General features: G+C 70.6%; 10 protein-coding genes and 1 pseudogene. 8 read left to right on the plus strand and 3 right to left on the minus strand.

Annotation, left to right across the window (positions count from 1 at the left end):
- Positions 1-54: 54 nt before the first annotated feature.
- Both ACGFSC_RS26045 and ACGFSC_RS26050 read right to left on the minus strand, forming a co-directional pair.
- The gene (locus ACGFSC_RS26045; protein WP_359910932.1) at positions 55-423 is read right to left on the minus strand and encodes a hypothetical protein; all 369 of its coding nucleotides are present in this window, start codon (positions 421-423) and stop codon (positions 55-57) included.
- A 5-nt stretch (positions 424-428) separates the two neighbouring features.
- Complete coding sequence (locus ACGFSC_RS26050) at positions 429-7,409, minus strand: restriction endonuclease fold toxin (protein WP_359910935.1); 6,981 nt, start codon at positions 7,407-7,409, stop codon at positions 429-431.
- A gap of 910 nt (positions 7,410-8,319) precedes the next feature.
- Between ACGFSC_RS26050 and ACGFSC_RS26055 the strand changes: the two genes are divergently transcribed.
- Together ACGFSC_RS26055 and ACGFSC_RS26060 are read left to right on the plus strand one after the other, a co-directional pair.
- Complete coding sequence (locus ACGFSC_RS26055) at positions 8,320-12,423, plus strand: ricin-type beta-trefoil lectin domain protein (RefSeq protein WP_359910938.1); 4,104 nt, start codon at positions 8,320-8,322, stop codon at positions 12,421-12,423.
- Between the two features lie 188 nt (positions 12,424-12,611).
- The gene (locus ACGFSC_RS26060) at positions 12,612-16,586 is read left to right on the plus strand and encodes a beta-N-acetylglucosaminidase domain-containing protein (RefSeq protein WP_359915429.1); all 3,975 of its coding nucleotides are present in this window, start codon (positions 12,612-12,614) and stop codon (positions 16,584-16,586) included.
- 304 nt (positions 16,587-16,890) lie between these two features.
- On the opposite strand, the pseudogene ACGFSC_RS26065 reads toward ACGFSC_RS26060, so the two are convergent.
- Positions 16,891-17,394: pseudogene (locus ACGFSC_RS26065) on the minus strand (HNH endonuclease); the annotation flags it as partial.
- Positions 17,395-17,888: 494 nt separating this feature from the next.
- Here ACGFSC_RS26065 and ACGFSC_RS26070 point away from each other — a divergent pair.
- From ACGFSC_RS26070 to ACGFSC_RS26095, 6 genes are all read left to right on the plus strand, one after another.
- The gene (locus ACGFSC_RS26070; RefSeq protein WP_359915427.1) at positions 17,889-19,064 is read left to right on the plus strand and encodes a mechanosensitive ion channel family protein; all 1,176 of its coding nucleotides are present in this window, start codon (positions 17,889-17,891) and stop codon (positions 19,062-19,064) included.
- A gap of 246 nt (positions 19,065-19,310) precedes the next feature.
- On the plus strand, positions 19,311-20,501 hold the full coding sequence (locus tag ACGFSC_RS26075; RefSeq protein WP_359914806.1) for an ROK family transcriptional regulator: 1,191 nt from the start codon (positions 19,311-19,313) through the stop codon (positions 20,499-20,501).
- A 104-nt stretch (positions 20,502-20,605) separates the two neighbouring features.
- A complete protein-coding gene (locus tag ACGFSC_RS26080; RefSeq protein ID WP_359914803.1) occupies positions 20,606-21,961 on the plus strand; it encodes an ABC transporter substrate-binding protein in 1,356 nt (451 codons plus the stop codon).
- A gap of 25 nt (positions 21,962-21,986) precedes the next feature.
- A complete protein-coding gene (locus ACGFSC_RS26085) occupies positions 21,987-23,000 on the plus strand; it encodes a sugar ABC transporter permease (RefSeq protein ID WP_359914800.1) in 1,014 nt (337 codons plus the stop codon).
- Positions 23,001-23,021: 21 nt separating this feature from the next.
- Positions 23,022-23,948 carry a carbohydrate ABC transporter permease gene (locus ACGFSC_RS26090; protein WP_359914797.1) on the plus strand — a complete coding sequence of 309 codons (927 nt, stop codon included), beginning with the start codon at positions 23,022-23,024 and terminating at the stop codon, positions 23,946-23,948.
- An 8-nt stretch (positions 23,949-23,956) separates the two neighbouring features.
- Positions 23,957-25,237, plus strand: coding sequence for a 6-phospho-beta-glucosidase (locus ACGFSC_RS26095; RefSeq protein ID WP_359914809.1), 1,281 nt, complete (start codon positions 23,957-23,959; stop codon positions 25,235-25,237).
- Positions 25,238-25,288: the final 51 nt, after the last annotated feature.

The raw sequence follows: 25,288 nt of genomic DNA on the forward strand, positions 1-25,288 counted from the left end.
GAGGAACGGCAAACCCACCAGACTTCGACCATGTGATCTCGCTCGTAGCACCACCTAGCGAGGGCGCCTATCAATCACCTCGACGCATCCATCAGAGATATTCCATTCGCGCGACTCACATCCCTCGTCATCATCCACAAAGAACACTCCTTCAATCTCCGCAGATGATCTTGCGATGCATGACAGCTGATCGAGCAAGAGGTTGACGCCTCCCGCCCTCATCGAGGCGCCGAAGAAAGCGTGGGAGATCCAGTTGATCTCCCTAACCTGATACATCCAGCCACTCAGATAAAGGTGAACAACCTCGCCATCGAGGCCAAATTCAGCCGCCCGACCTTCGTAACTCTCCACGATGCCACGGATGGCCTTCAAGTCGCCATAGTCGCAGTCAATGAAGCCCCTGACGTTGAAGAATCGGGACACTCTCATCACTCCCCAAGGCCCAAGACCACAATTCCGCCCTTGTCTTCGATGTAACTTCGAACGGTGGGATGAACGCCATACTTGAACCAGTACTCGGCTCGTAGACCCATTTCATTGGCGCTCGCAATGGTGGCCTTGATCTGATTCCTCGTTGACTTGCCCAAGAAGTTCTTCGGGCGATTGACCGCCGTCCATGTCCTTTTGACCTGGATCAACGCGTCGTCGGTCACGGCGTCAATTTCTCGGCCATTAATGACCTTCGAAACTCCTCCCGTGCGAGCCCTCACCATGTCCTCGTAGTGGACATCTGCGGCCTCCCGGCCCTTACCGTCCGCAAGCAACTCCCGGGCCTGATCGGAAATCTTCAGGCCATCGCCATCGCCGCAGTTGTGAACCAGGACTGGCGTAGCCCCAGCCAGCACATAGTACGTGTGGAGGAGGTTGACGGTGAGGTTGTGGGTGGTGACGGCGTAGGGGTAGTTGCGGACGGACTGGACGGTGAGGGTGGTGCCGTCGGGCTGGCGGAGGTGTTCGCCGGGGGTGAGCTCGCCGGCGTCGACCCACTGCTGGCGGGTCTCGCTCCAGTAGGGGTGGTGATAGGTCGAAGTGATCTTCGCCTGGTCGGCGGCCGGCGGGCCGCGCGGGCTGGAGTCGTCGGTGAGGGTGAGGTCGGTGAAGTCCTTGTCGTCGGGAGTGGTGATCGTGGTGGTGACGGTCTCGGGACGGGTTTCGCCGGTCTGTGGGTCAGTTGCCATGACGACGTCGCCGTCACGGACCTCACCGATGGGCTTGGCGCTACCGTCTGCCATCAGAACCATGGTCGTGGCCGGGAAGCTGTTGCACTTCTCGAGGCTGGACGCGTCGGCCTCGGCCCTGGCCGGCTTGGGCTCTACACCTGCTGCATCGGTTGCTGATTGTTTTGCTGCTTTTTCCTCTGCCGCCCTGGCTGCAGCCTTCTCCGCTGCTCTGGCTTCCGCGGCGGCCGTTGTGGCAGTGACGTACGCGGCTTCGGCTTCCTTGGCAGCGCGTTCGCCGGAACGGATGGCGGTGTAGACCCTCTCGATCTCCCTGTAGATCTTGAAAGCCTTGAGCCCGGCCTTGACTGCCTGGGCGATCTTGCCCCAGGGCAACACATTGAGGGCGGTGTTGATGCAGCCCATCACGTCGCCCTTGGTGAAGCAGTCGCGGGCGTCGTTGAAGCCGATCAGGTCGCCGACGATGTCGACCACCTTGTGCACGAGCTCATCGCGCTTGCGCTTGGACTCGTTGAGGTTCCTGTGCGCGGCTTCTAGCGCTTGACCCGCGGCCCGCTCAGGTGCCGTGGCCTGCTGCACAGCCGGGCCGGGAAGCGTGCCCGCAGGGGTGACGAAGGACTCGCCGTGGCCGTTGTCCATGACGGCCGCGAGGCCGCCACACTCGGCCGGGGTGTCGCAGGTGGGCCGCAGGCCGTTGGCGTCCGACTTGTTGATCGGGCTGTTGTTGGCGTACGCGTAGGCGTTCCACTGTTGGGGATCGCCGGCGTCCACGATCGGGTCGGGGCTGATGAAGCGGCCCGTCTTGGGGTCGTACTCACGGGCGCCGAGGAGGGTGAAGCCGGTCGACTTCTCCTTCGTGCCGCCGACGAAGCCCTTGTCCCCGGCCCAGACGCCCGCCGCCGGCTGGGTGCCGCGCTCGTTGCCGAACGGGTCGGTGGGGCGGCGGACATGGGCGAGGGTCGCCGAGTCGAACTGCACGCCGTTGGTGCCGTGCGGGTCCGCGCCCTGGTACGCCAGCTTGGACGTTCCGTTGGTGGTGGTTCGCGTGATGGACAGGCCGTTCGACGCCGCGTAGCTGCGGACGTTGGTGACGACCTTGGTGGCGGTGTCCAGGGTGATCTGGTCCGCGCCCAGGTTGAGCGTGGTCTTGCCGGCCTCGCGACGGATCAGCTGGTTGCCCGACACGTCGTAGAGGTAGTTGGTCGCGCCGCTCTGGCCGGTGCCGGTGATCTGGTCGAGCTTGCCCTGGGCATTCCAGGTCAGCGTCTTGGTGCCCGGAGTGTCCGTGATCGAGGTGGTGTTGCCCACCGCGTCGTAGGTGTACGAGGTCACCGCGGTGCCGGCCGGGCCGGTCTGGGTGGACTTCATCAGCGCGTGCGGACCACCAGTGCCGCCGCCCGTCTTCGGGTCGGAGGACGGGGTGTTGGGGCCGATGCCGAAGGTCTGGGTGGTGGTGACGTCCTTGGTCGCGTCTCCGGTGACGTCCTTCTGGATCAGTTTGGTGCGGTTGCCGATGAGGTCGTACTCGTACTGCTGCCAGTACGGGGCCGGACCGCCGATGCTCGGCTTGCCGTCGCTCACCGCTGGGCCGTCGGGGTTGGCACAGGTTCCGACACCGGGAACGCTCGGCTGCGGTTTGGTGGTCTGGCTGCCGGTGTCGGTCCAGGCCTGGGTGAGCCTCCCGAGGTAGTCGTGGGTGAAGCACTGCAGGTCGGCGACCTGGCCGTCCTGCGCGTCACGGGCCGAGGTGACCTGGCCCAGCGGGTTGTAGGTGTAGTCGACCGAGTCGACGTGAGCGGTCTCGGCGGTCTGCTTGTCGACGATCGAACGCGTCACCCTGCCGGTGGCGTCGTCGATCAGCATGGTTGCGACGACCTGCGCACCGGCTCGGCCTACCGTGGTGCGGTACGGCCGACCGTACGGGTCGTAGCGGACGTCCGCCACGAAGGTCGTGGTCCCAAGGCCGATGGTGCTGGAGAGGCCACCGAACTGGCCGAGGATGTCCGTGGCGAAGGTCAGCGTCTCCCGACCCATCCCGGCCACCGCGGGCATGGCGGTGGTCGCCAGGCGACCTGCGTCGTCGTAGGTGTTGTCGGTCTGGTAGACCCCGGCGAGCTCCTTCTCCACTGCCGGGATGGTGGTCTTGGCACCGAGTTCGCGGTAACCGATGTCATAGCCGGTGATCTCGGACTTGTAGGCATCGCCACCTGCCCCGCCCACGTAGCGGGTCGAGGAAGTCGGCTTGCCCTTGGCGAGCGTGTCGTAGGTCCAGGCGGCGACCTGTTTGGTCGAGTCGATCACCGTACCCTCGTAGGCCGCGACGCTGCGGCCGAGCAGGTCGGTGACGCTGGTGGCACTCTTGCCTCGGGAGTCCGTGACGGTGACGAGGTTCTTGCTGTCGTCGTACGTCGTCGTCCCGGTGCCCGAGTCCGGATCGGTGGACTTTACTGGCCGGCCCAGCAGGTCGTACTCGTACGTCCAGAGGTTGCCCACCGCGTCCTTGCGCCAGGCCTCCTTGCCTTCCGGCGTGTAGCCGTAAGTGGTCTCGTCGTACGCACCGGTCGGAGTGTTGGCCTTGTACTGGCGCAGGGCGACCGTGTTACCGCGGGCGTCCGAAACGGTCGCGGTGGCGTAGCCGCCGGCCGGTGGGGTGCTGCGAACCTCGTCGGCTCCGAGGTAGTCCGCGTGGGTACGCCACTGCTCGACGCCGTAGGACTGGAAGATCGAATCGACGACCCGCCCCATGCCGTCGTACTTCTTGACGGTCTGGGACGGGATCTTCCCATCCGGGTTCACACCGCCGTTGGGCAGGAAGAGCTGACCGCTGGGCTTCGCCTGGTCGTTGTAGTAGGCGGCACTGGTCTTGATCTGCCAGCCGTGCGAGTCGAACAGCGCATCGGTGATCATGCGGCCGGTGGCGCCCGAGGGGGTGCTGGCCTGGGTCTGGCGGATCCGGCCGAGGCCGTCGTAGATGGTGAAGCTGGAGGTGTACGTCTTCAGGTCGCCCATCAGGGCCTGGCTGAGGACCTGCGAGGGCGCGTTGGAGCCGTTCACCGAGTACGAGAACTTGCGGTTCGGGCGGTCCGGGAACTTGGCCCGCTCGTTGCCGGGGCTCCAGCCCGCCGAAGCGCGGCCGAGGGAGTCGAACTCCTGCTCGCTGATCCGGCCGTTCTCGTCCTTGATCTTGAGCGCCGAGCCGCGGCCCACGTCAAGGGTACTGACGGTCTGCCAGCCCATCGGGTTGGTGTGGGTCACCTGGGTAGGCAGCTGCCCGGTGGCCGGCGAGTAGGCGGTCTTGGTCTCGGCGCCGGCCGGGTGGGCGACGTCGGTGCGGGTCGGGTCGACGGTGCTGATGACCCGGCCGTAGTCGTCGAAACTCGCCCGGGCGGTGGCCCGGTAAACCGGCTTGTCGGCCGCGTCGTAGCGCTCCAGGACCTCGTTCGAGGTCTGCTCGGACTTCGCTCCGGACCGGCCGAACGCCAGGCCGTCGAAGTAGTTCCGGGTGTCGGCGACCGTGTTGTCCTTGGTCGCCGTCTGACCACAGGCACCCCTGAGGACCAGGGTGCGCGAGGCCAGCTGCGTCGGTACGTCACCGGGGCCGGTGGCGTACTCGAAGGAGGTGCAGAGCAACTGCTCGGGGTGGGCGACGTCACCGTTGTCGTAGACCGTCAGCGGACGGGCGAACGACGTCGAGTCGTACGTGGTGGAACGCTCGCTGGTGCGCCAGGTGCCGCTTGCCAGCTTCTCCCGGGTGGTCACCTTCAGGGCGTTGACGGCCCGGGCGGTGATGTCCGGCATGCCGCCGGACTGGCTGCGGGTGGCCGTGATCGGACCGAGCCACGGCTCGGTGACCATGGTGGACAGCACCTCGCCGTTGTCACCGGCGTAGCTGGCGGAGTCGCGGACGAATCCGGTCAGGACGTTCTCGTCCTTGATGGTGCCGCCGTGGACGTCCTTCACCGACACCTGTCGGGCCGTCCCGTTGGCGAGGACGTCGCCGTCCATGCCGCGCAGGAAAGTCGCGACCGACTTGGTGCGCGGCGCCTCGACGTCGCTGCCACTGCCGGTACGCGTGGTGACCGTCGCGTACCCGCGGAACTGGTCCCAGGTGCGGGTCTTGGCGTCGGCCATCTCGGAGTCGTTGCGGTGCCAGGCCGCGCCGCCACCGTACTCGTAGTCGGTGACGACCGCGGGCTGACCGCCGGCGACCGAGTCCTCCTGGGTGACCGACTGCACGATGATCTTGTTGAACCAGTCGTTGACCGGGTCCGGCGCGCTCTGCCCGGGCAGGTACCACTTGACCGGCATGCAGGCCATCGTGTTGCCGTCCTCGGACGTCGGCATCCTCCCACCGGCCTCGCGCGAGCATTCGGCGGGCCGGTAGACGACGTTGATCAGGCCACCGGTCTCGGTGGTGATCTTCTGGATGCGCGGACGCTTGTACGGCTCGATCGAGGCCGAGATGCCGTCCGGCCGGACGATCTTGCCCGCGACGCGGTTGGCAATCGGCAGCGGCTGGAAGTACACGGCCGACAGGGTGATGGGCGTGCGGTTGTTGGTGCCAGTGCGCTGGATCGAGTCCAACCAGAGCGACGGCGAGGTGCCGTCACCCGGGTCCTGGAATGACTGGTTGAGGGCAAAGGAGTCGACCGACCGGTACTTGGCGCCGTCCCAGACCTCGGTGTCGACCTTCGTCAGGCGCTTGGTGGTCCAGAAGGTCGGCGAGTTGACGGTGCAGTCACCGGTAGCGTCGCAGTTCTGGTCGATCGGGGTGTCCGGCCAGCGCTTGGCGTTGGCCTTGGTCCGCAAGGACGGGTCGCAACTGAACTCCTCGCCTGGCAAGCAACGCTCGGCTGTGCGGAACCACACCTGGGCCGCCGGGTTGGCCTTGCCCTTGGCAGCGATCTGGTCGGGCAGACGCTGGCCGTAGCCGACCCAGGTCGGGTAGCTCGCCCGCTGGTACTGCGTCCGGGTGCCGTTGCCGTTGTTCTGGCCGCCGCCCCGGGCGTAGTAGTTCTGCTCCTGGTCGTACCGGTAGGTGATCAGGTTCTGGTGCGGGTCGACGACGTAGTCCAGCGACCACTGCCAGCCCATCTGGTTCCAGCTGTTGATGGCCGGCGAACCGGTCTTCAGGCACGGGTCCTGGCCACCGGGCCAGTAGATCGGCACGGTGGAGACCGAGTTGCTGGCCTGGTCGGTGCCGTCACCACCGGGCAGGTGGTTGGCACCGAAGTAGTACTGGGTGCCCTCGGTGGTGGTGATCCGCCAGGCCTCGCCGTTCCAGGCGCCGTTGTTCTGACCGGTCAGTCGCTCGACCTTGGTGCCGTCCTCGCCCTGCAGGTGCCACGCGCAGGACTCGTCGTCCTTGACCAGCTGGCCCGCATGGCCCGCGAGCGAGAGCTGGAGCAGGTCGCCACCCCAGCACTGGTCGCCCGACTTGTCGATCCCGGCGTCCTTGCAGCTCTTGTAGCTGCGGACGATAGAGCCCGGCTGCCAGTCCCAGCCTTCGCCGACCCAGGACGGCTGGGCATTGGTGGAGGCGGTCTTGCCGTCCACCGCGGAGGAGTCGTAGCCGAACGAGACGTCGGGGGCCGGGCCGGCCAGCGCGGAGGGCAGTTCGGCGGTGTAGCCGTAGGTGAAGTTGCCGGCGTTGGAGCCGGCCTGCCAGGAGGCGGACGGGGTGATCGGCGAGGCGGTGTAGTCGCCGCTACTGCCCTTGGCGTCCGCCTCGACGGCGAGCGCCACCGTGGGAGAGCCGGCGGCCGGGCTCCCGAAGGCGCCTGCGGCGAAGGACTTGGCGGCGGTGGCAGTGGTCGGCTGCGGAACCTCGACCTCAGCCACCAGACGGCCGGTCGACCCGTCCCGGTGCGACGGCACCGGGGTGCGCGTGCCACAGCCCGCGACCCCCGGAGTCGTCAGTGCGCAGCCGGGCAGCTGGACGATCCGGGCCCGCGAGGCCCAGTTGGCCCCGGCGTTCTTCGCCCAGGCCTGGATGTCGATTCCTACCTGGACCCGACCGGCCTGAGCGCCCTCACCGCTGTCGGTGACGCCCAGCAGGGCGCCGTTCACACCCGCGGCATTGGTCCGGGCCTGGTCGGCCAGTTCGATCTGGAGCGCCGGGGATTGGAGCACCGGCGTGGCCTCCTGGGCCGCCGGTGCCGCGAGGGTGGCCGGCTTCGGGCCGGGCGCCGGGGCGACCCAGACCGGCAGCGAACCGGCCTGCACGGGCACGGAGGTCGGCGTCGTGTCAGCCGCCGACGGCGCCAAGGCAGCACCGGCACCGGCGCCGCCGAGGACTGCGGTGGCCCGGCCGGCCGGCGGGCTGGAGTCAGCCGGCGGCGACCACTTCTTGCCCGGGTCCGGCGTGTGGCCGACGGGCTTGCCGTCGGCACCCTTCACCGGCTGGGTGTCCGAAACCGGCGTATTCGGTGGCACCCACACATCGGGAGGGGCGGTCGCTTGGGCGACCGCCTCCACCGAAGGGAGTGTCACCACGGACATGGTCACGGCCAGAGCCGCGACCACGGCCACCCGCAAACTTCGCGGACGGGTGAACAGGCGGACAGAACGGAACAACTGATCCCCCCACGGGTCATCGAGCCTTGAATCGGGCCGACCGGACCGGCCCAGGCCCCGGCACCTTAGGCGCACACGACCGATCGAAGGTAGGAAAGAAGTAAAAGCACTCTATGTGATCAATGTCACTCGGAGAGCAATGCACTACCACCCCCGACAACTCGGACACCTTGTCGACAAAACGCTTTGACAGCCCAGCAAATGTGAAGGCAGCGTGCGACCGATCTCTGCTCACACCACCAATGACGAGGGGGTCTTCATGTCGAGGTCACATCCTCCATCTCCTGCCATTTCCCGACGGTCCATGGGAGTCCGGACATTCCGCACAGCTCTCCTGCCGCTGGCCTGCACGGCCGTTCTTTCCCTGGGCGCCGGACTGCTGGCGGCCCCCGGCATCGCGGTGGCGGCCCCCGCAGACCGCACCCGCGGTCCCGTTGACGCCTCGTGGCCGACACCGCCGGCACCTCCGGCCAAGGGCTCCGATCCCCGGTCAGCGCAGACCGAAGCCATCCGCGCCGCCCAGGCCAGGGCCAAGAGCACCGGGAAGCCCGTTGCCGTCGATGCGTTGACCACCGGAACCACCCAGGTATCCGCCAATCCGGACGGCACACTGACCACGGACTCCGCCCCGATCGCGGAGCGGGTCAAGAACCCCGATGGCTCCTGGCGTGCCGTGGACGCGACCCTCCGGGCCAATCCGGACGGCACACTCGCACCCGCCGCCGTCCCTTCCGCGCTCACGTTCTCCGGCGGCGGCAACGGACCGCTGGCCACCATGGCGACGGCCGACGGCAAGAAGCTGTCGATCAAGGCCCCGTTCAATCTGCCGAAGCCCGAACTCAACGGCGACAGCGCGCTCTACCGCTCCGTCCTGTCCGACGTCGACCTGGAGGTGAGTGCCACCCCGGCCGGCGGCTGGCGCCAGGTCCTGATCGTGCGTACTGCACAGGCGGCCGCCGATCCGAAGATCAAGAACCTGCACCTCGACACCGCTGTCGAGGGACTGACCGTCAAAGCGGATTCCCACGGGAACCTGTCGGCCCAGGACGCTTCCGGCACGGTCCGCTTCACCGCTCCGGCGCCCGTCATGTGGGACTCCACCACCACGAACGGTACGACCGTCGGCGCGACACAGCCGGTGTCAGCGGCCAAGTCCGCTGCCGCTCCCGCGGCCGACAACGGTCCGGCTGCGTCCGGTGCCGATTCCGGGTCCGACAGCAAGGCGCCCGGCCCCGGTGCCCGCACCGCACCGATCGCCACCACCGTCAGCGGCAGCGGCAGCGGCATCGACCTGGTTCCGGACGCCTCGCTCCTTGAACAGGGCACCGGCCCCTGGTACATCGACCCTGGCTGGAACCCCACCGTCGACGGCGGCACCGAGGCCTGGGCGCAGGTGCAGTCCGCCTACCCCGACACTCCGGAGTACAACGGCACCCAGTTCGGCCAGGACACACCGGGCGCCGGCTACTGCGGGTACACCGATACGGTCAACAAGTGCCAGAAGCAGGGGAAGGAACGCGCCTACTTCAAGGTCTACCTGAACCCGGTGTTCTGGGACTCGGAGGTGCAGAGTGCAAAGCTCTACGCCAACATCGTGGCGTCGTCCAGCTCCTCGACACCGACGCCGATGGGCCTTTACGAGACCGGGTGGGAAGACTACAAGCAGATCAATTCGGCAACCACTTGGAACAAGCAGCCGTGTCCCAACCTCGGGGACTGCTCCAAGGTCCGTACGAACTGGGTCCAGGGGACGGGCGGCATCGAGTACGACGTCTTCACCCAGATGACCAAGACGGCGCGTGATCACTGGGGTAACTGGACCTTCATGTTCGCCCCCGACAACGAGCTCGAGAAGACCTACCACCAGCGGTTCGCCAACAACCCGCATGTCGTGATCACCTACGATTTCAAGCCCCACATCGGCGACCCGGGGACCAGCCCGCCTCCGGGCTTCGCCTGGAACGACTCGCACGACAAGTGCCAGACCGGCGGCACCGCGAACCCGAAGGACAGCCCTGGTTGGGTCGGGATCAACACCGACATCAGCCTCGGCGTGGACACCTGGTCACCGACCGGTGAACAGCTCTGGACCGCGTTCAGGATCTGGGACGACAACGACAACAGCTCTTTGAAGGTCTACGAAACCGGCTGGACGGCGAGTTCGGGCCCCAAGTACGTGAGCGTCGGCTCGCTGATCGACGGCCACCAGTACGGCTGGTTCGCCACCACCACCGACGGCACTCTCACGAGCGACAACAGCCCGACGTGCTACTTGCGCATCGACCGAACCCCACCGACTGCCCGCATCACCTCGACGGACTTCCCCGAGTCGGGCACCCTGGGCGGCCACCCCAGGATTGTCGGTCAGGAGGGTTACTTCACCCTGACCGGCACCGACCCGGCCCCGGCCACCGGCGGTCAGGCCTCCGGTCTCGCCTGCGCCCGCTGGACCACCGACCCGATCCAGGCCGCGGCCACCGGCTGGAAGTGCACCGACCGCGGCGAGAACATCGTCACGATGGACGGCAACAGCCACCAGCTGAAGTACTTCGCCAATCACTGGGGGACGAACTTCCTCTACCTGCAGACCCAGGACAACGCCGGCAACATGTCCCAGCCGGTCGCGTACACCTTCTTCGTGCCGAGCAACCCTGCCGCGGGTGACCCGATCATGGGCGACATCGACGGCGACCGGAAGGCCGATGTCCTGCTGCCCGACGGCACCGGCTCCCTGCGGCTGGTCGGCGCGAACACCGACCCGTACGCGGCGCCGAACACCACGCCGGACTCGGCACCGGGGGCGGCCGACAACCAGGACTGGAGCACGGTCCAGATCACCCACCGGGGCTCGTTCAGCGATCGGAATGTCGACGATCTGATCGCCCACGCTCCTGGGGCCGCCAATCTCTACCTGTACACCAACGACGACGCTACGTACCACCTCGACCGTCAGGCGGCGAACGACCTGCCCAAGAGTCGCAAGTGCGTTTTCCCCGACGGCACCCCGATCGACTGCGCGGCGTACAGCAACGGCAGCGACTGGTCTGCGGTCACCCAGATCGCGGCGTTCGGCTCGCCCACCGGTGACACGCTCATCGACCCCGGCACCGTCACCGCCGGGCTTCCGCGCTCGTCGCTGCTCTTTGTCGAACACGGCCGACTGTGGCTCAGCCTGCAGGCCACGAACAAGCACCTCGACGGTCCCGTCGTTCTTCTGTCACAGAGTCAGGCATGGGACTACTACGACCTGATCACCCCCGGCCCCACCAAGGGGACGAACATCCCGACGATGTGGTCCCGATCCAAGACCGATGGCACCATCCACGCCTACCAGCTGGCCATGGCCCCCGGGGACACCTTCGACACCTCCGCGTTCGCCGACCCCACCAAGGGCTGGCTGGCCAACGGCGCCGACACCAAGCTCTACCCGAAGGTGGGCTCCAACGGCGACGTCACCGGTGACGGCCTCCCGGACCTGTGGGCCGTGGACACCAACAACCAGCTGGTCGCCTGGGCCGGCATCGGCACTCCGAAGGACAAGAACAACGCCACCGGCGGCCCGACGGTGACCGGTCTGGAGAAGACTCCGGTCGCGCTCGGCAACCTCAACCGCCCCGCCGGCAACTGGCTGGCCGCGCACGACGGCACCAACACCGTCCTCGACGGCCAAAAGCACGCCGACGGGTGGGCCACGAACGTCGGCTGGGTCCAGGACACCGTGGACGGCCGCGCGGCCACCGTGGGTGCCTTCAACCCCGGCGCCGGTTCGAACGTCACCATGACGGGGCCCGTGGTCGACACGCGCAAGAGCTTCACCATCTCCACCTGGGCCAAGTCCGGAGCGGCCGGCGGCGTGATCGCCAGCCAGGAGACCGCGCGTGCCAGCAACTTCCTGCTCTACAGCGATGGCTCGGGCAAGAACTGGCACTTCGGCCTGGCGTACGCGGACGACGACACCTGGTCGTACGACTACACCGACACCCAGAACGCCGCCGCCGAGACCCGGCCCGGTGTCTGGACCCGGCTGACCGCCTCCTACAACGCGGACACCGGGGCGATGGCGCTGTACGTCGACGGTGTGCTGGCCGGCACCAAGGTGCACCGGGCGAACACCAGCCCGGCGTCCTCGGGGCCGTTCACGCTGGGCCGGTACAAGTACCAGTCCAAGCCGTCCACGAGCTTCGACGGAAGCATCGGCAGCACCGCCGTCTACCCGTTCGCGGTGGCGCCGACCGCGCCGAGCGCGACCAGCGTCGTCCGCTCGGGCGTCGACGCGGGCATGTGCGTCGACGACATCAACGCGGGCACCGCCAACGGCAACCCGATCATGCTGGTGAACTGCAACGGGAGCGAGGCGCAGCAGCTCGCCTTCGGGAACGACGGCACCGTCCGGGTCAAGGGCGGGTGCATCGCCACGGTGAACGCCGGTACGGTCGACGGCACGCAGCTGGAGTACCACACCTGCGACGGCACCACGGCGCAGAAGTGGATCCCGCTGGCGAACGGCGCGCTGTACCACCCGGCCTCCGGCAAGTGCTTCGAGCTCCCCGGCGGGCCGGCGGCCGGCGGCACCCGGCTCCAGATCGCGGGCTGCAGCTACGGGCCGAACCAGCAGTGGAGCATGCCGATGCTGAAGTCGGCCGTGCTTCCCGCTCCGCCGCGCTCCTGACCTCCGGGTTCTGAGCGGGTGACAGGGCCCGCGTCGCCGATCGGCGACGCGGGCCCGACGCGTTCCCGGGACGCTCGCGTCGGGGATGAAGCAGGGCAATCCAGGCGTAGCTGTCGGTGACATTGACACCGGATTGGCCAGCTGGTGGGGTTGCCGGGATGTGGTTCCGGCCTGGCGAGGAGGCTCCTGTGCAAGCCCGAGTGTCCGTTGCGGCCGGGCGGCGGCTGCGGTCGCAGTTGGAGCAGAGTCCGGCGTTGCGGGAGGTGCTGCAGCACCCCGCGGCGGTGGTGGCGCGGCGGGCGACGGCGCGGACGTGCCGTCAGCTGGCGCCGCGGACGGCGGACCGGCTGATCGCCGACCTCAAGGGCACGGAGCCGCTGCTGGCCTCGGTGCGCGAGGAGCGGGCGGAGCGGGCCGGGCGGGCCGCGGGCCGGCCGGGGCGGCGGACGATGCAGATCGCGGCCGGGGTCGCGGCCGCGGCGGTGGTCGGCGGGCTGCTGGCCGGTTCGTTGCCGTCGACGGCGTACGCGGCGGCTTCGGCGGTCTCGGCGCCGGACGTGGTGAGTGCCGCGCCGCAGACGCCGCTGGGCAGCGTGACCGACCCACGGGTGTTCCCGAAGCCGCAGCAGCAGACGGTGGCGGGCAGGCCCGTCACGGTGCCGTCGGCCGTGGCGCTGGTGACCGCGCCCAAGGTGGACCAGGGCGCGGTGCGGGCCGTGCACGAGGTGCTGGAGGTCGCCGGGGCGCGCGACATGACGCCGCAGCCGGACGGCGGGACGCCGGCCGCCGGTTCGCTGGTGGTGTACGTCGGCGGGCCCGCCGAGGGCGCCGGCGGCGAGGTGGACCGGGTGCTGCGGCAGCTGTCCGCGGCGGCCGGCGGCAAGGACGGCACCGGGCCGACGACCGCGGGGATGCCGGCCGGCGGGTACGTGCTGTCGGCCGGTCAGCTGCCCGCCCAGGGCGGCGGCACGTACGGCGCCGTGGTGCTGGCCGGCGTGGACGCCACCGGCACCTTCTACGCCGCGCAGAGCCTGCGTCAGCTGCTCGCCGCCGTACCGGCCGGGCAGGGGCAGGCGCCCGGTGCGGCCGGGCTCGGCCTGCCCGGGATCACGCTGCGGGACTGGCCGACCGGCGCGCCGGTGCGCGGCACCGCGGAGGCCTTCTACGGCACCCCGTGGACCGCCCAGCAGCGCCTGGAGCAGGTCGACTTCCTGGGCCGCTCCAAGCAGAACTTCTACCTCTACGCCCCCGGTGACGACCCGTACCGGCTCTCCCGCTGGCGCAACGCCTACCCCGCGGCCCAGGCCGAGGAGCTGCGCGAACTGGGCTTCCGGGCGCGGCAGAACCACGTGGTGCTCGGCTACGCGATCGACCCGGGGCAGTCCTTCTGCTTCAGCTCCGGCAAGGACGTGGACGCGCTGGTGAAGAAGCTGGACGGGCTGCGGGGGCTCGGTTTCACCGCCTTCCAGCTGCAGTTCCTGGACGTCAGCTACGACGAGTGGCACTGCGGCGACGACCGGGACGAGTACGGCACCGGGCCCGCCGCGGCCGCCAAGGCGCAGGCCGCGCTGGTGCGGAAGGTGCAGGACCGGCTGATCGCGCGGAACCCGGGCCTGGCGCCGCTGTCCGTCGTCCCCACCGAGTACCACCAGCAGGGCTCCACCCCGTACCGCAAGGCGCTGGCGGCGGCGCTGCCGGAGGGCGTGCAGGTGGCCTGGAGCGGGGTCGGGGTGATCCCGGAGAAGATCACCGGTGCCCAGGCCTCGGACACCGCCGGGCTGTACGGGCGCCCGCTGCTCACCATGGACAACTATCCGGTCAACGACGCCACCCCGGACCGGCTCTTCCTCGGCGCCTACACCGGGCGCGACCCGGAGGTGGCCACCCGCTCGGCGGTGCTGCTGACCGGCGCGATGCAGCAGCCGGTGGCCTCCCGGATCGCCGTCTCGACGGCCGGCGACTTCGCCTGGAACCCGGCCGGGTACAAGCCGGAGGAGTCCTGGCAGGCCGCCGTGCGCTCGCTGGCCGGGCCGACCGGCGCCGCCCCGACGCCCGCCGGGACGGCGCTGTCCGCGGTCCTCGCGCTGGCCGGCAACAGCACTTCCTCGCCGCTGTCCAAGCAGGAGTCCGGCTATCTGACGCCGCTGCTGGACCGGTTCTGGGCGGCCGCCGAGCCCACCTCCGGCGCCACTCCCGACCTCGCCCGGCTGATCGAGGCCGCCGCCCCGCTGCGGGAGGCCCTCGCCGCCATGGCCACCGCCCAGCAGACCCTGGCCGGCACCCCGGCCACCGCCCAGCTGGCCGGCGAGGCCGCGCCCTGGCTGGGCCCGCTGCGCGACTACGGGCTGGCCGGGCAGGCCGCCCTCGACATGGTGCTGGCGCAGCACGGCGGCGACGGCGCCGCGGCCTGGAAGGCCCGGGTCGAGCTCAACCGGCTGCGCGAGCAGCTGGACCGGGCCCCGGCCACCGTCGGCGCCGGGGTGCTCGGCCCGTTCCTGGACCGCGCCGTGCGCGCCGCCGACAACTGGTCGGGCGTGGGCGGCGGCGGGCTCACCCCGACCACCACCATGGGCACCGCGCAGGACCACCTGCCCGCGCTGATGACCGACGGCGTGGCCGACACGTTCTACTGGAGCTCCGCTCCCCCGCAGCCCGGCGACGCGGTCGGCCTGGACCTCGGCGCGGGCCGCCCGGTCAGCGGCGTGACCGTGCTGATGGGCGGCTGGGGCAACGGCCCGGACGCCCGGTCCGCCGCGGACGACTACATCCGTGACGGCGTGCTGGAGTACTCGACCGGCGAGGGCGGCTGGAAGCAGCTCGCCACCGTCAGGAACCAGAGGACGGTCAGCGCCCAACTGCCGCCGGGCACCGTGGTGCGGGCGGTGCGGCTGCGGGCCACCGCCGCGCAGAAGACCGCCGTCGCGGTGCGCGAGTTCACCGTCACCGCCCCGGACGAGTCCCCGGCCAGCGTCAGCGGCGGTCCCGACGCCGCGCCCGGCTCCTCCGCCGCCGCCGTGCTGGACGGCAACCCGGACACCGCGTACCGGGCCGCCAAGGCGCCGACCGCGATGGACGAGCCGCTGGTCGTCGAGCTCGGCGCGGCCCGCCCGCTGGACCGGCTCACCGTGCTGACCGACCCGGCGGTGCGCGCCACCGCCACCGTCGCGGTGCGCCGGGCCGACGGCACCTGGGCCGACATCGGCACCGTGCAGCCCGGCTACAACGAGCTGCCGGCCGGCGGGCAGCCGGCCGACGCGTTCCGGCTGACCTGGAAGCCCGGCGGCGACCCGCCGGTGGTCAACCAGGTGATCCCGTGGTACTCGGACGCCCCGGCGGCCCGGCTGAGCCTCTCCGACCCGGCCCTGGACGTGGTCACCGGCGCCTCCGCGCCGGTGACGACCCGGGCCACCGTGGAGGCCGGCCGCCCCGAGGGCACCACGGGCGAGCTGCGCACCGAGGTGCCGGCCGCCGCGAAGGGCCTGACCGTGACCCCGGCCGGCCCGGTGACCGTGCCGCGCGGCGGCCGGGTGGGCGTGCCGCTGCTGGTGGGCGCCACCGCGGAGACGCCGTCCGGGACGTACCGGGTGCCGGTGCAGTTCGTGGCCGGCACCACCACCGTCCGGCAGGTGCTCCAGGTGCACGTGGTGCCGCCCACCGGCGGTCCGGACCTGGCGGCCGGCGCGAAGGCCACCTCCTCGGGCGACGAGACGGCGAACTTCCCGGCCTCGGCGGTCACCGACGGCGATCCGAAGACCCGCTGGTCCTCTCCGCCCAAGGACGACGCCTGGGTGCGGCTGGAGCTGCCGCAGGCGACCCGGCTGGGCGCGGCGGTGCTGCACTGGCAGGCCGCGTACGCCGCCTCGTACCGGATCCAGGTCTCGGCGGACGGGAACTCCTGGACGGACGCCGCGACGGTGGACAACGGCAAGGGCGGCGACGAGACGGTGCGCTTCGACGCGCCCGGCGTCCGGTACGTCCGGGTGCAGGGCGTGGCGCGGGCGACCAAGTACGGCTACTCGCTGTGGGGTGTCGAGCTGTACGCCGTGACCCCGCCGGCCGCACCGCAGCCCCCGGCGGGTCAGCCCGCCCAGCCCGTCCAGCCCGTCCAGCCCGGCGGCGTGCCGGGCGGCCCGGCGGCGCCCCCGGCGGCCACCAAGCCGTAGCGGCCGGGCCGGGCCCGGCGGCAGGGGCCTCGGATGCGGCGGCCTCGGAAGGAGGCGGCCCCCGGAACGCGGCGGGCCGCCGGCTCCCCGGTGCGGGGGGCTCGGCGGCCCATGAGGCGCGTACCGACGGTGTGACGGGCGGGCCCTTGTGGAGCTGGGGTCAGGCGGAGAGCGGTTCGGGCTGCTCGCCGCGGCGGGCGGGGGCGGGGTGGCCGGGGTGCGCCCGGCCGAGCGGGACGGGGTGGACCGGCTGCTCGGTATGGTCGCGGTGCTCGTGCTCGCCCCACTGCGGGGCGCGCAGCTGGTCGCCGCCGCCGTAGGGCTCCAGGTAGGGCCGCCACCGCGGGTCCTTGATCCCGGTGCCGATGATGCGCCAGGCCAGGCCGCTGGGCGGCGCGGGTGGTCGTTTCATCCGCCAGCCGAGTTCGGTGAGGTGGCGGTCGGCCTTGGTGTGGTTGCAGCGGCGGCAGGCCGCCACGACGTTGTCCCACCGGTGCTGGCCACCGCGGCTGCGCGGGATGACGTGGTCGACGCTGGTGGCGGCGGCCCCGCAGTAGACGCAGCGGCCGTGGTCGCGGGCGAACAGCGCCCGGCGGGTGAGCGGGACGGGCCCGCAGAAGGGGACCCGCACGAAGCGGGTCAGGCGGACGACGGACGGCGCCGGAAGGGCGCTGGTGGCGCTGTGCAGAGTGACTCCCGAGTCCTCCAGGCTGACCGCCTTGTGGTTGAGGACCAGGATGAGTGCGCGGCGCATCGATACGACGCCGAGTGGCTCGTAGGACGCGTTGAGGACCAGGACATGCGGCACGGATGCCTCCTTGGACGCCTGCGGCGCGTGGCTCGCGCCGGGACGAGCGGTTTGATCGCGCCACGCGTGCGCGATCTCCCCCAGTGTCGCCTTACGCCTTTGTACGGCGCCACCACTCCTGTGTAACGGACCTGACGTGAACTCCGGGTGTGGTCTCTGTCATAGCCGGTATGCCCGGGGGAAGGTCGGGTTGCACCCGGGTGGCGGTGCGGCGCGCCCCGGTGACCCTGCCGGGTGGCCCTCCGGGGGCAGGGTTCGGCCGTCCGGAGCAGTGTCGCGACTGCCCTGGAGGGCCTCGGCGCCGGGGTGCGGGGGGAGCGTACGGGTGCGTTGACGGGGCGTTCGGGACGCTCCGTACGCCCTCGGGCACGCTCGCGGGAGGTTCCCGGCCGGTCCGGGCGGGCATGCGGCGGCGGATAGGCTGGCGCTCACGGTCCGCGGGCCGCTCCTCGGCGGTGCGGGCCCGCCACTCACCCGGCAAGGAAGGCCTGCACGTGTTCAGCTCCGGTGCCACCGGTCCGTCCGACGCGTCCTCGACGCTCACCACTCCGACGCCGGCCCCAAGCCCCACCGCGCAGCTGCCCGAGCTCGACCTGCGGATCCCGACCAGCGCGCAGGAGGTCTCCGAGACCACCCGGCAGGCCGCCAGCTGGTTCGACACCCACTGGCAGGGCTGGCTGGCCTCGGGGCTGCGGATCGTCTTCATCATCGTGCTGTCCCTGGTGCTGCGGGCCGTGGTGCGCAAGCTCATCACCCAGCTGATAGGGCGGATGGCGCGCACCTCCGAGCACCAGGAGGAGAGCCGGCTGGGCGGGCTGCTGGCCAACACCGGGGTGGTGAACACGGAGCGGCGCCAGCAGCGTTCGGAGGCGATCGGCTCGGTGCTGCGCAGCGTCGCCTCCTTCACGATCCTGGGCACGGCGGCGCTGATGGTGCTGTCCGCGCTGGGGGTCAACCTGGCGCCGCTGCTGGCGAGCGCCGGTGTGGCCGGTGTGGCGATCGGTTTCGGCGCCCGCAACCTGGTCACCGACTTCCTCTCCGGGGTCTTCATGATCATGGAGGACCAGTACGGCGTCGGCGACGAGATCGACACCGGGGTGGCCACCGGCACCGTGCTGGAGGTCGGCCTGCGGGTCACCAAGCTGCGCGGGGCGAACGGCGAGATCTGGTACATCCGCAACGGCGAGGTGAAGCGGATCGCCAACATGAGCCAGGGCTGGGCGACCGCCTCGGTGGACGTGCAGGTCGGGTACAAGGAGGACCTGGTCCGGGTCGAGGACCTGATCCTGGCGACGGCCGAGGAGATGGCCAAGGAGGCCCCGTACGACGAGTTGGTCTGGGCGCCGGTGTCGATCCTGGGCGTGGAGTCGGTCGCCTCGGACTCGGTGGTGCTGCGGATCGAGGCCCGGACCGCCCCGGGCAAGGCGGCCGCCGTCTCCCGGGCGCTGCGCCAGCGGCTGAAGGCGGCCTTCGACCGGGCCGGGATCAAGGTCAAGGAGGAGGTCCCGGCGGCCGCGGCCGGGGCGACCGGCGTGGTGATCGCGCCCTCGCCGGTGCCGGCCGCCGAGCAGGCCGCGCCGTCCGCGCTGGCCGACCCGGCCTCGCCGCGCTACCGGGCGACCGAGCCGATCCCGGCGGCGAAGGGGACGGAGGACCCGGCGAAGCCGTAGCCCGGCGACCGTACGGACACGACGCAAGCCCCGCTCCCGGTACGCCGGGAGCGGGGCTTGCGTCGTGTCCGGTAACGCTTCGGCATCCTCCGCTCCACCCACCATTGACACTCCGCCGACACGGCCCTTACGGTCCTTCCCAAGCGACTGGAAAGTTTCCTAACAGTTCGTCCGAAGCCCGCCCGCTCCCCGCTCCGGGGACACCCGCGGACCGTCCCGACCAGCCGAAAGGGGAGGATTCCGGGCATGACCAAGAACACCGCCAGGGCCCCCCTCGCCGGCACCCCCAGCCTGCTGCGCGCCATCAACGACCGTGCCGCCCTCGAACTCCTGCTGGAGAACGGGCCGCTCTCGCGCACCCAGATCGGTGCCCTCACCGGGCTGTCCAAGCCCACCGCCTCCCAGCTGCTGGCCCGGCTGGAGGCGGCCGGGCTGGTCCTGCCGGTCGGCACCACGGCGGGCGGCCCCGGCCCCAACGCCCGGCTGTACCAGGTGAATCCGGCCGCCGGGTACGTCGCCGGACTGGACGTCACCAACAGCGAGATCCGGGTCGCCGTCGCCGACATCACCGGCACCACGCTGGCCGAGCACACCGTGCCCACCAAGGGCGTCCCGGCCGCCGGGACCGTCCCGGCCGTCGCCACCGCGGTGGCCGAGGCCGTCCGGGCCGCCGGCCTGCCCGAGGGCGTCCTGCGCACCGCCGCGATCGGGGTCGGCGGCGCCCCCGACCCGGTCACCGGCAAGCTGCGCTACGCCTCCCACCTGCCGGGCTGGCACTCACCGAGACTGGTCGAGGAGCTGACCGAGGCGATCGGCGCGCCGGTGTCGATCGAGAACGACGTGAACCTGGCCGCCGTCGCCGAGCGGTCCTCGGGCGCCGCGGCCGGTTTCGAGGACTTCGTCCTGCTCTGGGCCGGGGCGGGGGTCGGCGCGGCGATCGTGATCGCCGGGCGGCTGCACCGCGGCTTCACCGGCGGCGCCGGGGAGGTCGGCTACATGCCGCTGCCCGACTCGCCGGTCGAGTGGGACGCCCGCCGCCGCAAGTTCGGCGGGTTCCAGGCCCTGGTCGGCACTCCCGCCGTCCGGGCCCTGGCCCGTGAGCACGGGCTCGGCGCGGCCACCGCGCAGGAGTCCATCGCCAAGGCGCTGGCCCTCCCGGGCGCCGGCGACGCCTTCCTCGCCGAGCTGGCCGGGCGGCTCGCCGTCGGGCTGGCGGTGATCGTCGCCGTCGTCGACCCCCAACTGGTGGTCCTCTCCGGCGTGGTGCCGAGCGCCGGCGGCGAGCGGCTGCGCGCGCTCGTCGAGGACGAACTGGCGCGGATCTCCATCGCCCGCCCGGAGGTCCGCAGCAGTGCCCTGTCCGGCTCACCGGTCCTGCTCGGCGCCCTGCAACGTGCCCTGTCCGACGCCCGCGAGGCGGTCTTCTCCACCCACTGACGCTCCCCCTGTCACCTCGCCACCTGCACCCACCTCTCCCCAACCCCCGAACGCGGGAACCGAGGCAACGAGGCCTGCCCGCGCACCCCCAGGAGGATCCCGAAGTGCACGCCACCACCTCCCGCAGAGGCCGCCGCACCGTCGCCGCCGTCGCCGGCAGCGCCGTCCTGGCGCTGCTCGCCTCCGCCTGCACCGGTTCCAGCGACACGGGCGGCTCCGACGAATCGGCCGGCGGCAAGGACGTCACCATCACCTTCTGGCACGGCTGGAGCCAGGAGAACGAGATCAAGGCGATCAACGACAACATCGCCGCCTTCGAGAAGACCCACCCCACCATCCACGTCAAGGCCGTGGACAGCCTCGCGGACGACAAGGTCAACCAGGCCCTGCGGGCCGGCGGCTCCGACGCGCCGGACGTGGTCTCCTCCTTCACCACCAACAACGTCGGCATGTTCTGCTCGACCAAGGCCTTCGTCGACCTCAAGCCGATGCTCCAGAAGAGCGGCATCGACCCGGCCAAGACCTTCCCGGCCACGATGCTCAACTACACCCAGTTCCAGGGCAACCAGTGCTCGCTGCCGCTGCTCGGCGACGCCTACGGCCTGTACTACAACAAGAAGGCCTTCGCCGACGCCGGCATCGCCAACCCGCCGAAGACCTTCAGCGAGTTCGCCGAGGACGTGACCAAGCTGACCGTCGCCGACGGCGACTCGTACAAGCAGCTCGGCTTCATGCCGCTGTACCACGGCTACGAGTCCACCACCGAGCACTACCTCGGCCAGTACGGCCCCACCTACTTCGGCGCCGACGGCAAGTCGGACATCGCCACCGACCCGAAGGTCGCCGCGATGCTCAAGTGGCAGAAGGGCCTGGTCGACCAGCTCGGCGGCTACGCCAAGCTGGAGAAGTACCGCGCGACCTTCGGCGAGGAGTTCAGCGCCAAGAACCCCTTCCACACCGGCCAGCTCGCGATGATCCTCGACGGCGAGTGGCGCACCGCCTCGCTCGCCAAGGACAAGCCCGACTTCGAGTGGGCCACCGCCGCCTTCCCCGTCCCGGACGACCAGGCCGACACCTACGGCCGCGGCTACCAGACCGGCACCATCGTCGGCATCGCCAGCAGCAGCAAGAAGCAGGCCGCCGCCTGGGAGTTCGTCAAGTACCTGACCACGGACACCGACGCGGTGGTCGGCTTCGCCAACGCGATCCACAACGTGCCGAGCACCATCGCGGCGCTCGACTCCCCCAAGCTGGTGAGCGACGACAACTTCAGGACCTTCCTGAACGTCGCCAAGAACACCCACTCCGGCACCACCCCGCCGGCCGTCAACGGCGGCAGCTACATCACCACCCTGCAGAACCTCGGCTACGACTACGAGTCCGGCAAGCAGACCGACCTCCAGGCGGGCCTGGCCGCCACGGCCAAGCAGATCGACACCGACATCGCCCAGGCCAAGTAGCCCGGGAACGGTCCACGGAGCTCCCATGTCACTCGCGTTCGGCACCCGCAAGGGGAACGACGAGGCCGACGCGGGACCGACCGGCCCGGCGGCGCCCGGCACGCAGCACCTGCTGCGTCGCAAGCGCCGCCGGGAGGCGGCCCGCACCCTCGCCTTCCTCTCCCCCTGGCTGATCGGCTTCAGCGTCTTCTTCGCGTACCCGCTGATCTCCACCGTCTACTTCTCCTTCACCTCCTACAACGGCTTCGGCTCCCCGACCTTCAGCGGCCTGAAGAACTGGAACTACGTCTTCAACGAGCTGCCGGCCTTCTGGCAGGGCCTGCGCAACACCCTGTGGCTGGTCGTCGTCATGGTGAGCCTGCGGGTCGCCTTCGGCCTGGGCATCGGGATGCTCATCACCAAGGTCAAGACCGGCGCCGGCTTCTTCCGCACCGCCTTCTACCTGCCGTACCTGGCCCCGCCGGTGGCCGCCACGGTCGCCTTCGCCTTCCTGTTCAACCCCGGCACCGGCCCGGTCAACCACCTGCTCGGCGAGCTCGGCCTGCCGCAGCCCGGCTGGTTCGCCTCCGAGGACTGGTCCAAGCCCGCCCTCACCCTGCTCGCCATGTGGGGCGTCGGCGACCTGATGGTCATCTTCATGGCCGCGCTGCTGGACGTCCCCCGGGACCAGTACGAGGCGGCCGAACTGGACGGCGCCGGCCCGTTCCAGCGGTTCCGGTACGTCACCCTGCCGAACATCTCGCCGATCATCATGTTCGCGGTGGTCACCGGGGTGATCCAGACCATGCAGTACTACACCCAGGCGATCGTCGCCGGGAAGGTCGCCAGCGGCATCGCGGGCGGCTCCGGCCAGCCCTTCGAGCCCGGCTACCCGGGCGGCTCCACCTGGACCCTGCCGCAGATGGTCTACAAGCTCGGCTTCCAGAGCTTCAACTACGGCGCGGCCTGCGTCGTCGCCCTGGTGCTGTTCGCCATCTCGATGGCCGTCACCTCGATCCTGCTCCGCCGCCGGTCCGGCTTCATGGCGAGCGACGACTAGCGGGCCTGTGAGGACCTGATCATGACTCTTGGCACCACACTCACCGAGGCGACGGCCGCGACCGGACCCTCCCGCCCCTCCCGCCCCTCCCGGTCCGGCAGCCCCGCCGCCCGGGCCGCCCGGCGCCGCGCGGTGCTCAACTGGGTGGCCGTGCACGCGCTGGCCATCGCCGCCGCGCTGTTCTTCCTGCTGCCCTTCGTCTTCGTCCTGCTCACCTCGGTGATGTCCGACCGGCAGGCGCTCACCACCGACTACTGGCCGACCAGCTGGGAATGGGGCAACTTCGGCAAGGTCTGGGCCGTCCCCGGCTTCCTCAGCTGGTGGCGCAACACCCTGCTGTACGCCGGGCTCGGCACCCTGCTGACCGTGGTCTCCAGCCTCCCGGTGGCCTACGCGCTCGCCAAGTTCCGCTTTCGCGGCCGCAACCTGGCCCTGATGGCCGTCATCGCGATGATGATGCTGCCGCCGCAGGTCACCGTCATCCCGATGTACCTGTTCTGGACCAAGCAGATGGGCCTGGGCAGCTCGCTCTGGCCGCTGATCATCCCGATGGCCTTCGGCGACGCGTTCTCCATCTTCCTGCTGCGCCAGTTCCTGATGACCATCCCCAAGGAGTACATCGAGGCCGCCCGGATCGACGGCTGCGGAGACCTGCGCACCCTGCTGCGGGTGGTCCTGCCGATGGCCAAACCGGCCATCGCGGCGGTCGCGCTGTTCCAGTTCTTCTACTGCTGGAACGACTACTTCGGCCCGCAGATCTACGCCAGCAACAACCACGACGCCTGGACGCTCAGTTACGGACTGGAGTCCTTCAAGGCCGCCCACCACACCAACTGGAACCTCACCATGGCCGCCACCCTGCTGGTGATGGCCCCGGTGATCGTCCTCTTCTTCTTCGCTCAGAAGGCCTTCATCGAAGGCGTGACACTGACAGGGGTCAAGGGCTGATGTCCGCACTGAAGTTGGCAATCGTCGGCGGCGGTTCGACGTACACCCCGGAGCTGATCGACGGCTTCGCCCGGCTGCGCGACACCCTGCCGATCGGCGAACTGGTGCTGATCGACCCGGCCGCCGAACGCCTGGAGCTGATCGGCGGCCTCGCCCGGCGGATCTTCGCCAGGCAGGGCCACACCGCGGTCGTCACGGTGACCACCGACCTGGTGGCGGGCGTCGCGGACGCCGACGCCGTCCTGCTCCAGCTGCGCGTCGGCGGGCAGGCGGCGCGCGACCGGGACGAGACCTGGCCGCTGGAGTGCGGCTGCGTCGGGCAGGAGACCACCGGCGCCGGCGGCCTCGCCAAGGCGCTGCGCACCGTCCCGGTGGTGCTGGACATCGCCGAGCAGGTGCGCCGGACCAACCCGGACGCCTGGATCGTGGACTTCACCAACCCGGTCGGCATCGTCACCCGGGCCCTGCAGGGCGCCGGCCACAAGGCCGTCGGGCTGTGCAACGTCGCGATCGGCTTCCAGCGCAAGTTCGCCGGACACCTGGGCGTGGACCCGGAACTGGTCCGGCTCGACCACGTCGGGCTCAACCACCTGAGCTGGGAGCGCGGGGTGACCCTGCTCGACGCCCCGGGCGCCGCGACCGGGCGCGAGGTGCTCCCCGAGCTGCTGTCCTCGCACGGCAAGGAGATCGCCGAGGACCTCCACCTGCCGCAGGCCGTCATCGAGCGCCTCGGCGTGGTGCCGTCCTACTACCTGCGGTACTTCTACCAGCACGACGCGGTGGTGGCGGAACTGAAGGAGCAGGGCTCGCGGGCCGCCCAGGTGGCCGAGATCGAGCGGCAGCTGCTGGAGCTGTACGCCGACCCGACCCTGGACACCAAGCCCGAGCTGCTCGGCAAGCGCGGCGGCGCCTTCTACTCGGAGGCGGCCGTCCAGCTGATCGCCGCCCTGCTCGGCACCGGCGGCGGGACGTCCGTGCAGGTGGTGAACACCCGCAACGACGGCGTGCTGCCCTTCCTGCCGGACGACGCCGTCATCGAGGTGCCGGCCGAGGTGGACGCGCGGGGCGTGCGCCCGCTGCCGCAGCGGCCCGTCGAGCCGCTGTACGCCGGTCTGATCGCCGCCGTCACCTCGTACGAGCACCTCGCCCTCGGCGCCGCCCTGCACGGCGGCCGCGACCGGGTCTTCGACGCCCTGCTCGCCCACCCGCTGGTCGGCCAGATCGAGCTCGCCGACCAGCTCACGGACCGGCTGCTCGCCCACAACCGCGAGCACCTCGCCTGGGCCTGATCCGGCCCGCGACGCGCCCGCCCGGCGACCGGAGGAGGTCGCCGGGCGGGC

The organism is Kitasatospora sp. NPDC048715 (assembly GCF_043198905.1).
In the GTDB taxonomy this organism is placed as follows: domain Bacteria; phylum Actinomycetota; class Actinomycetes; order Streptomycetales; family Streptomycetaceae; genus Kitasatospora; species Kitasatospora lactacystinica.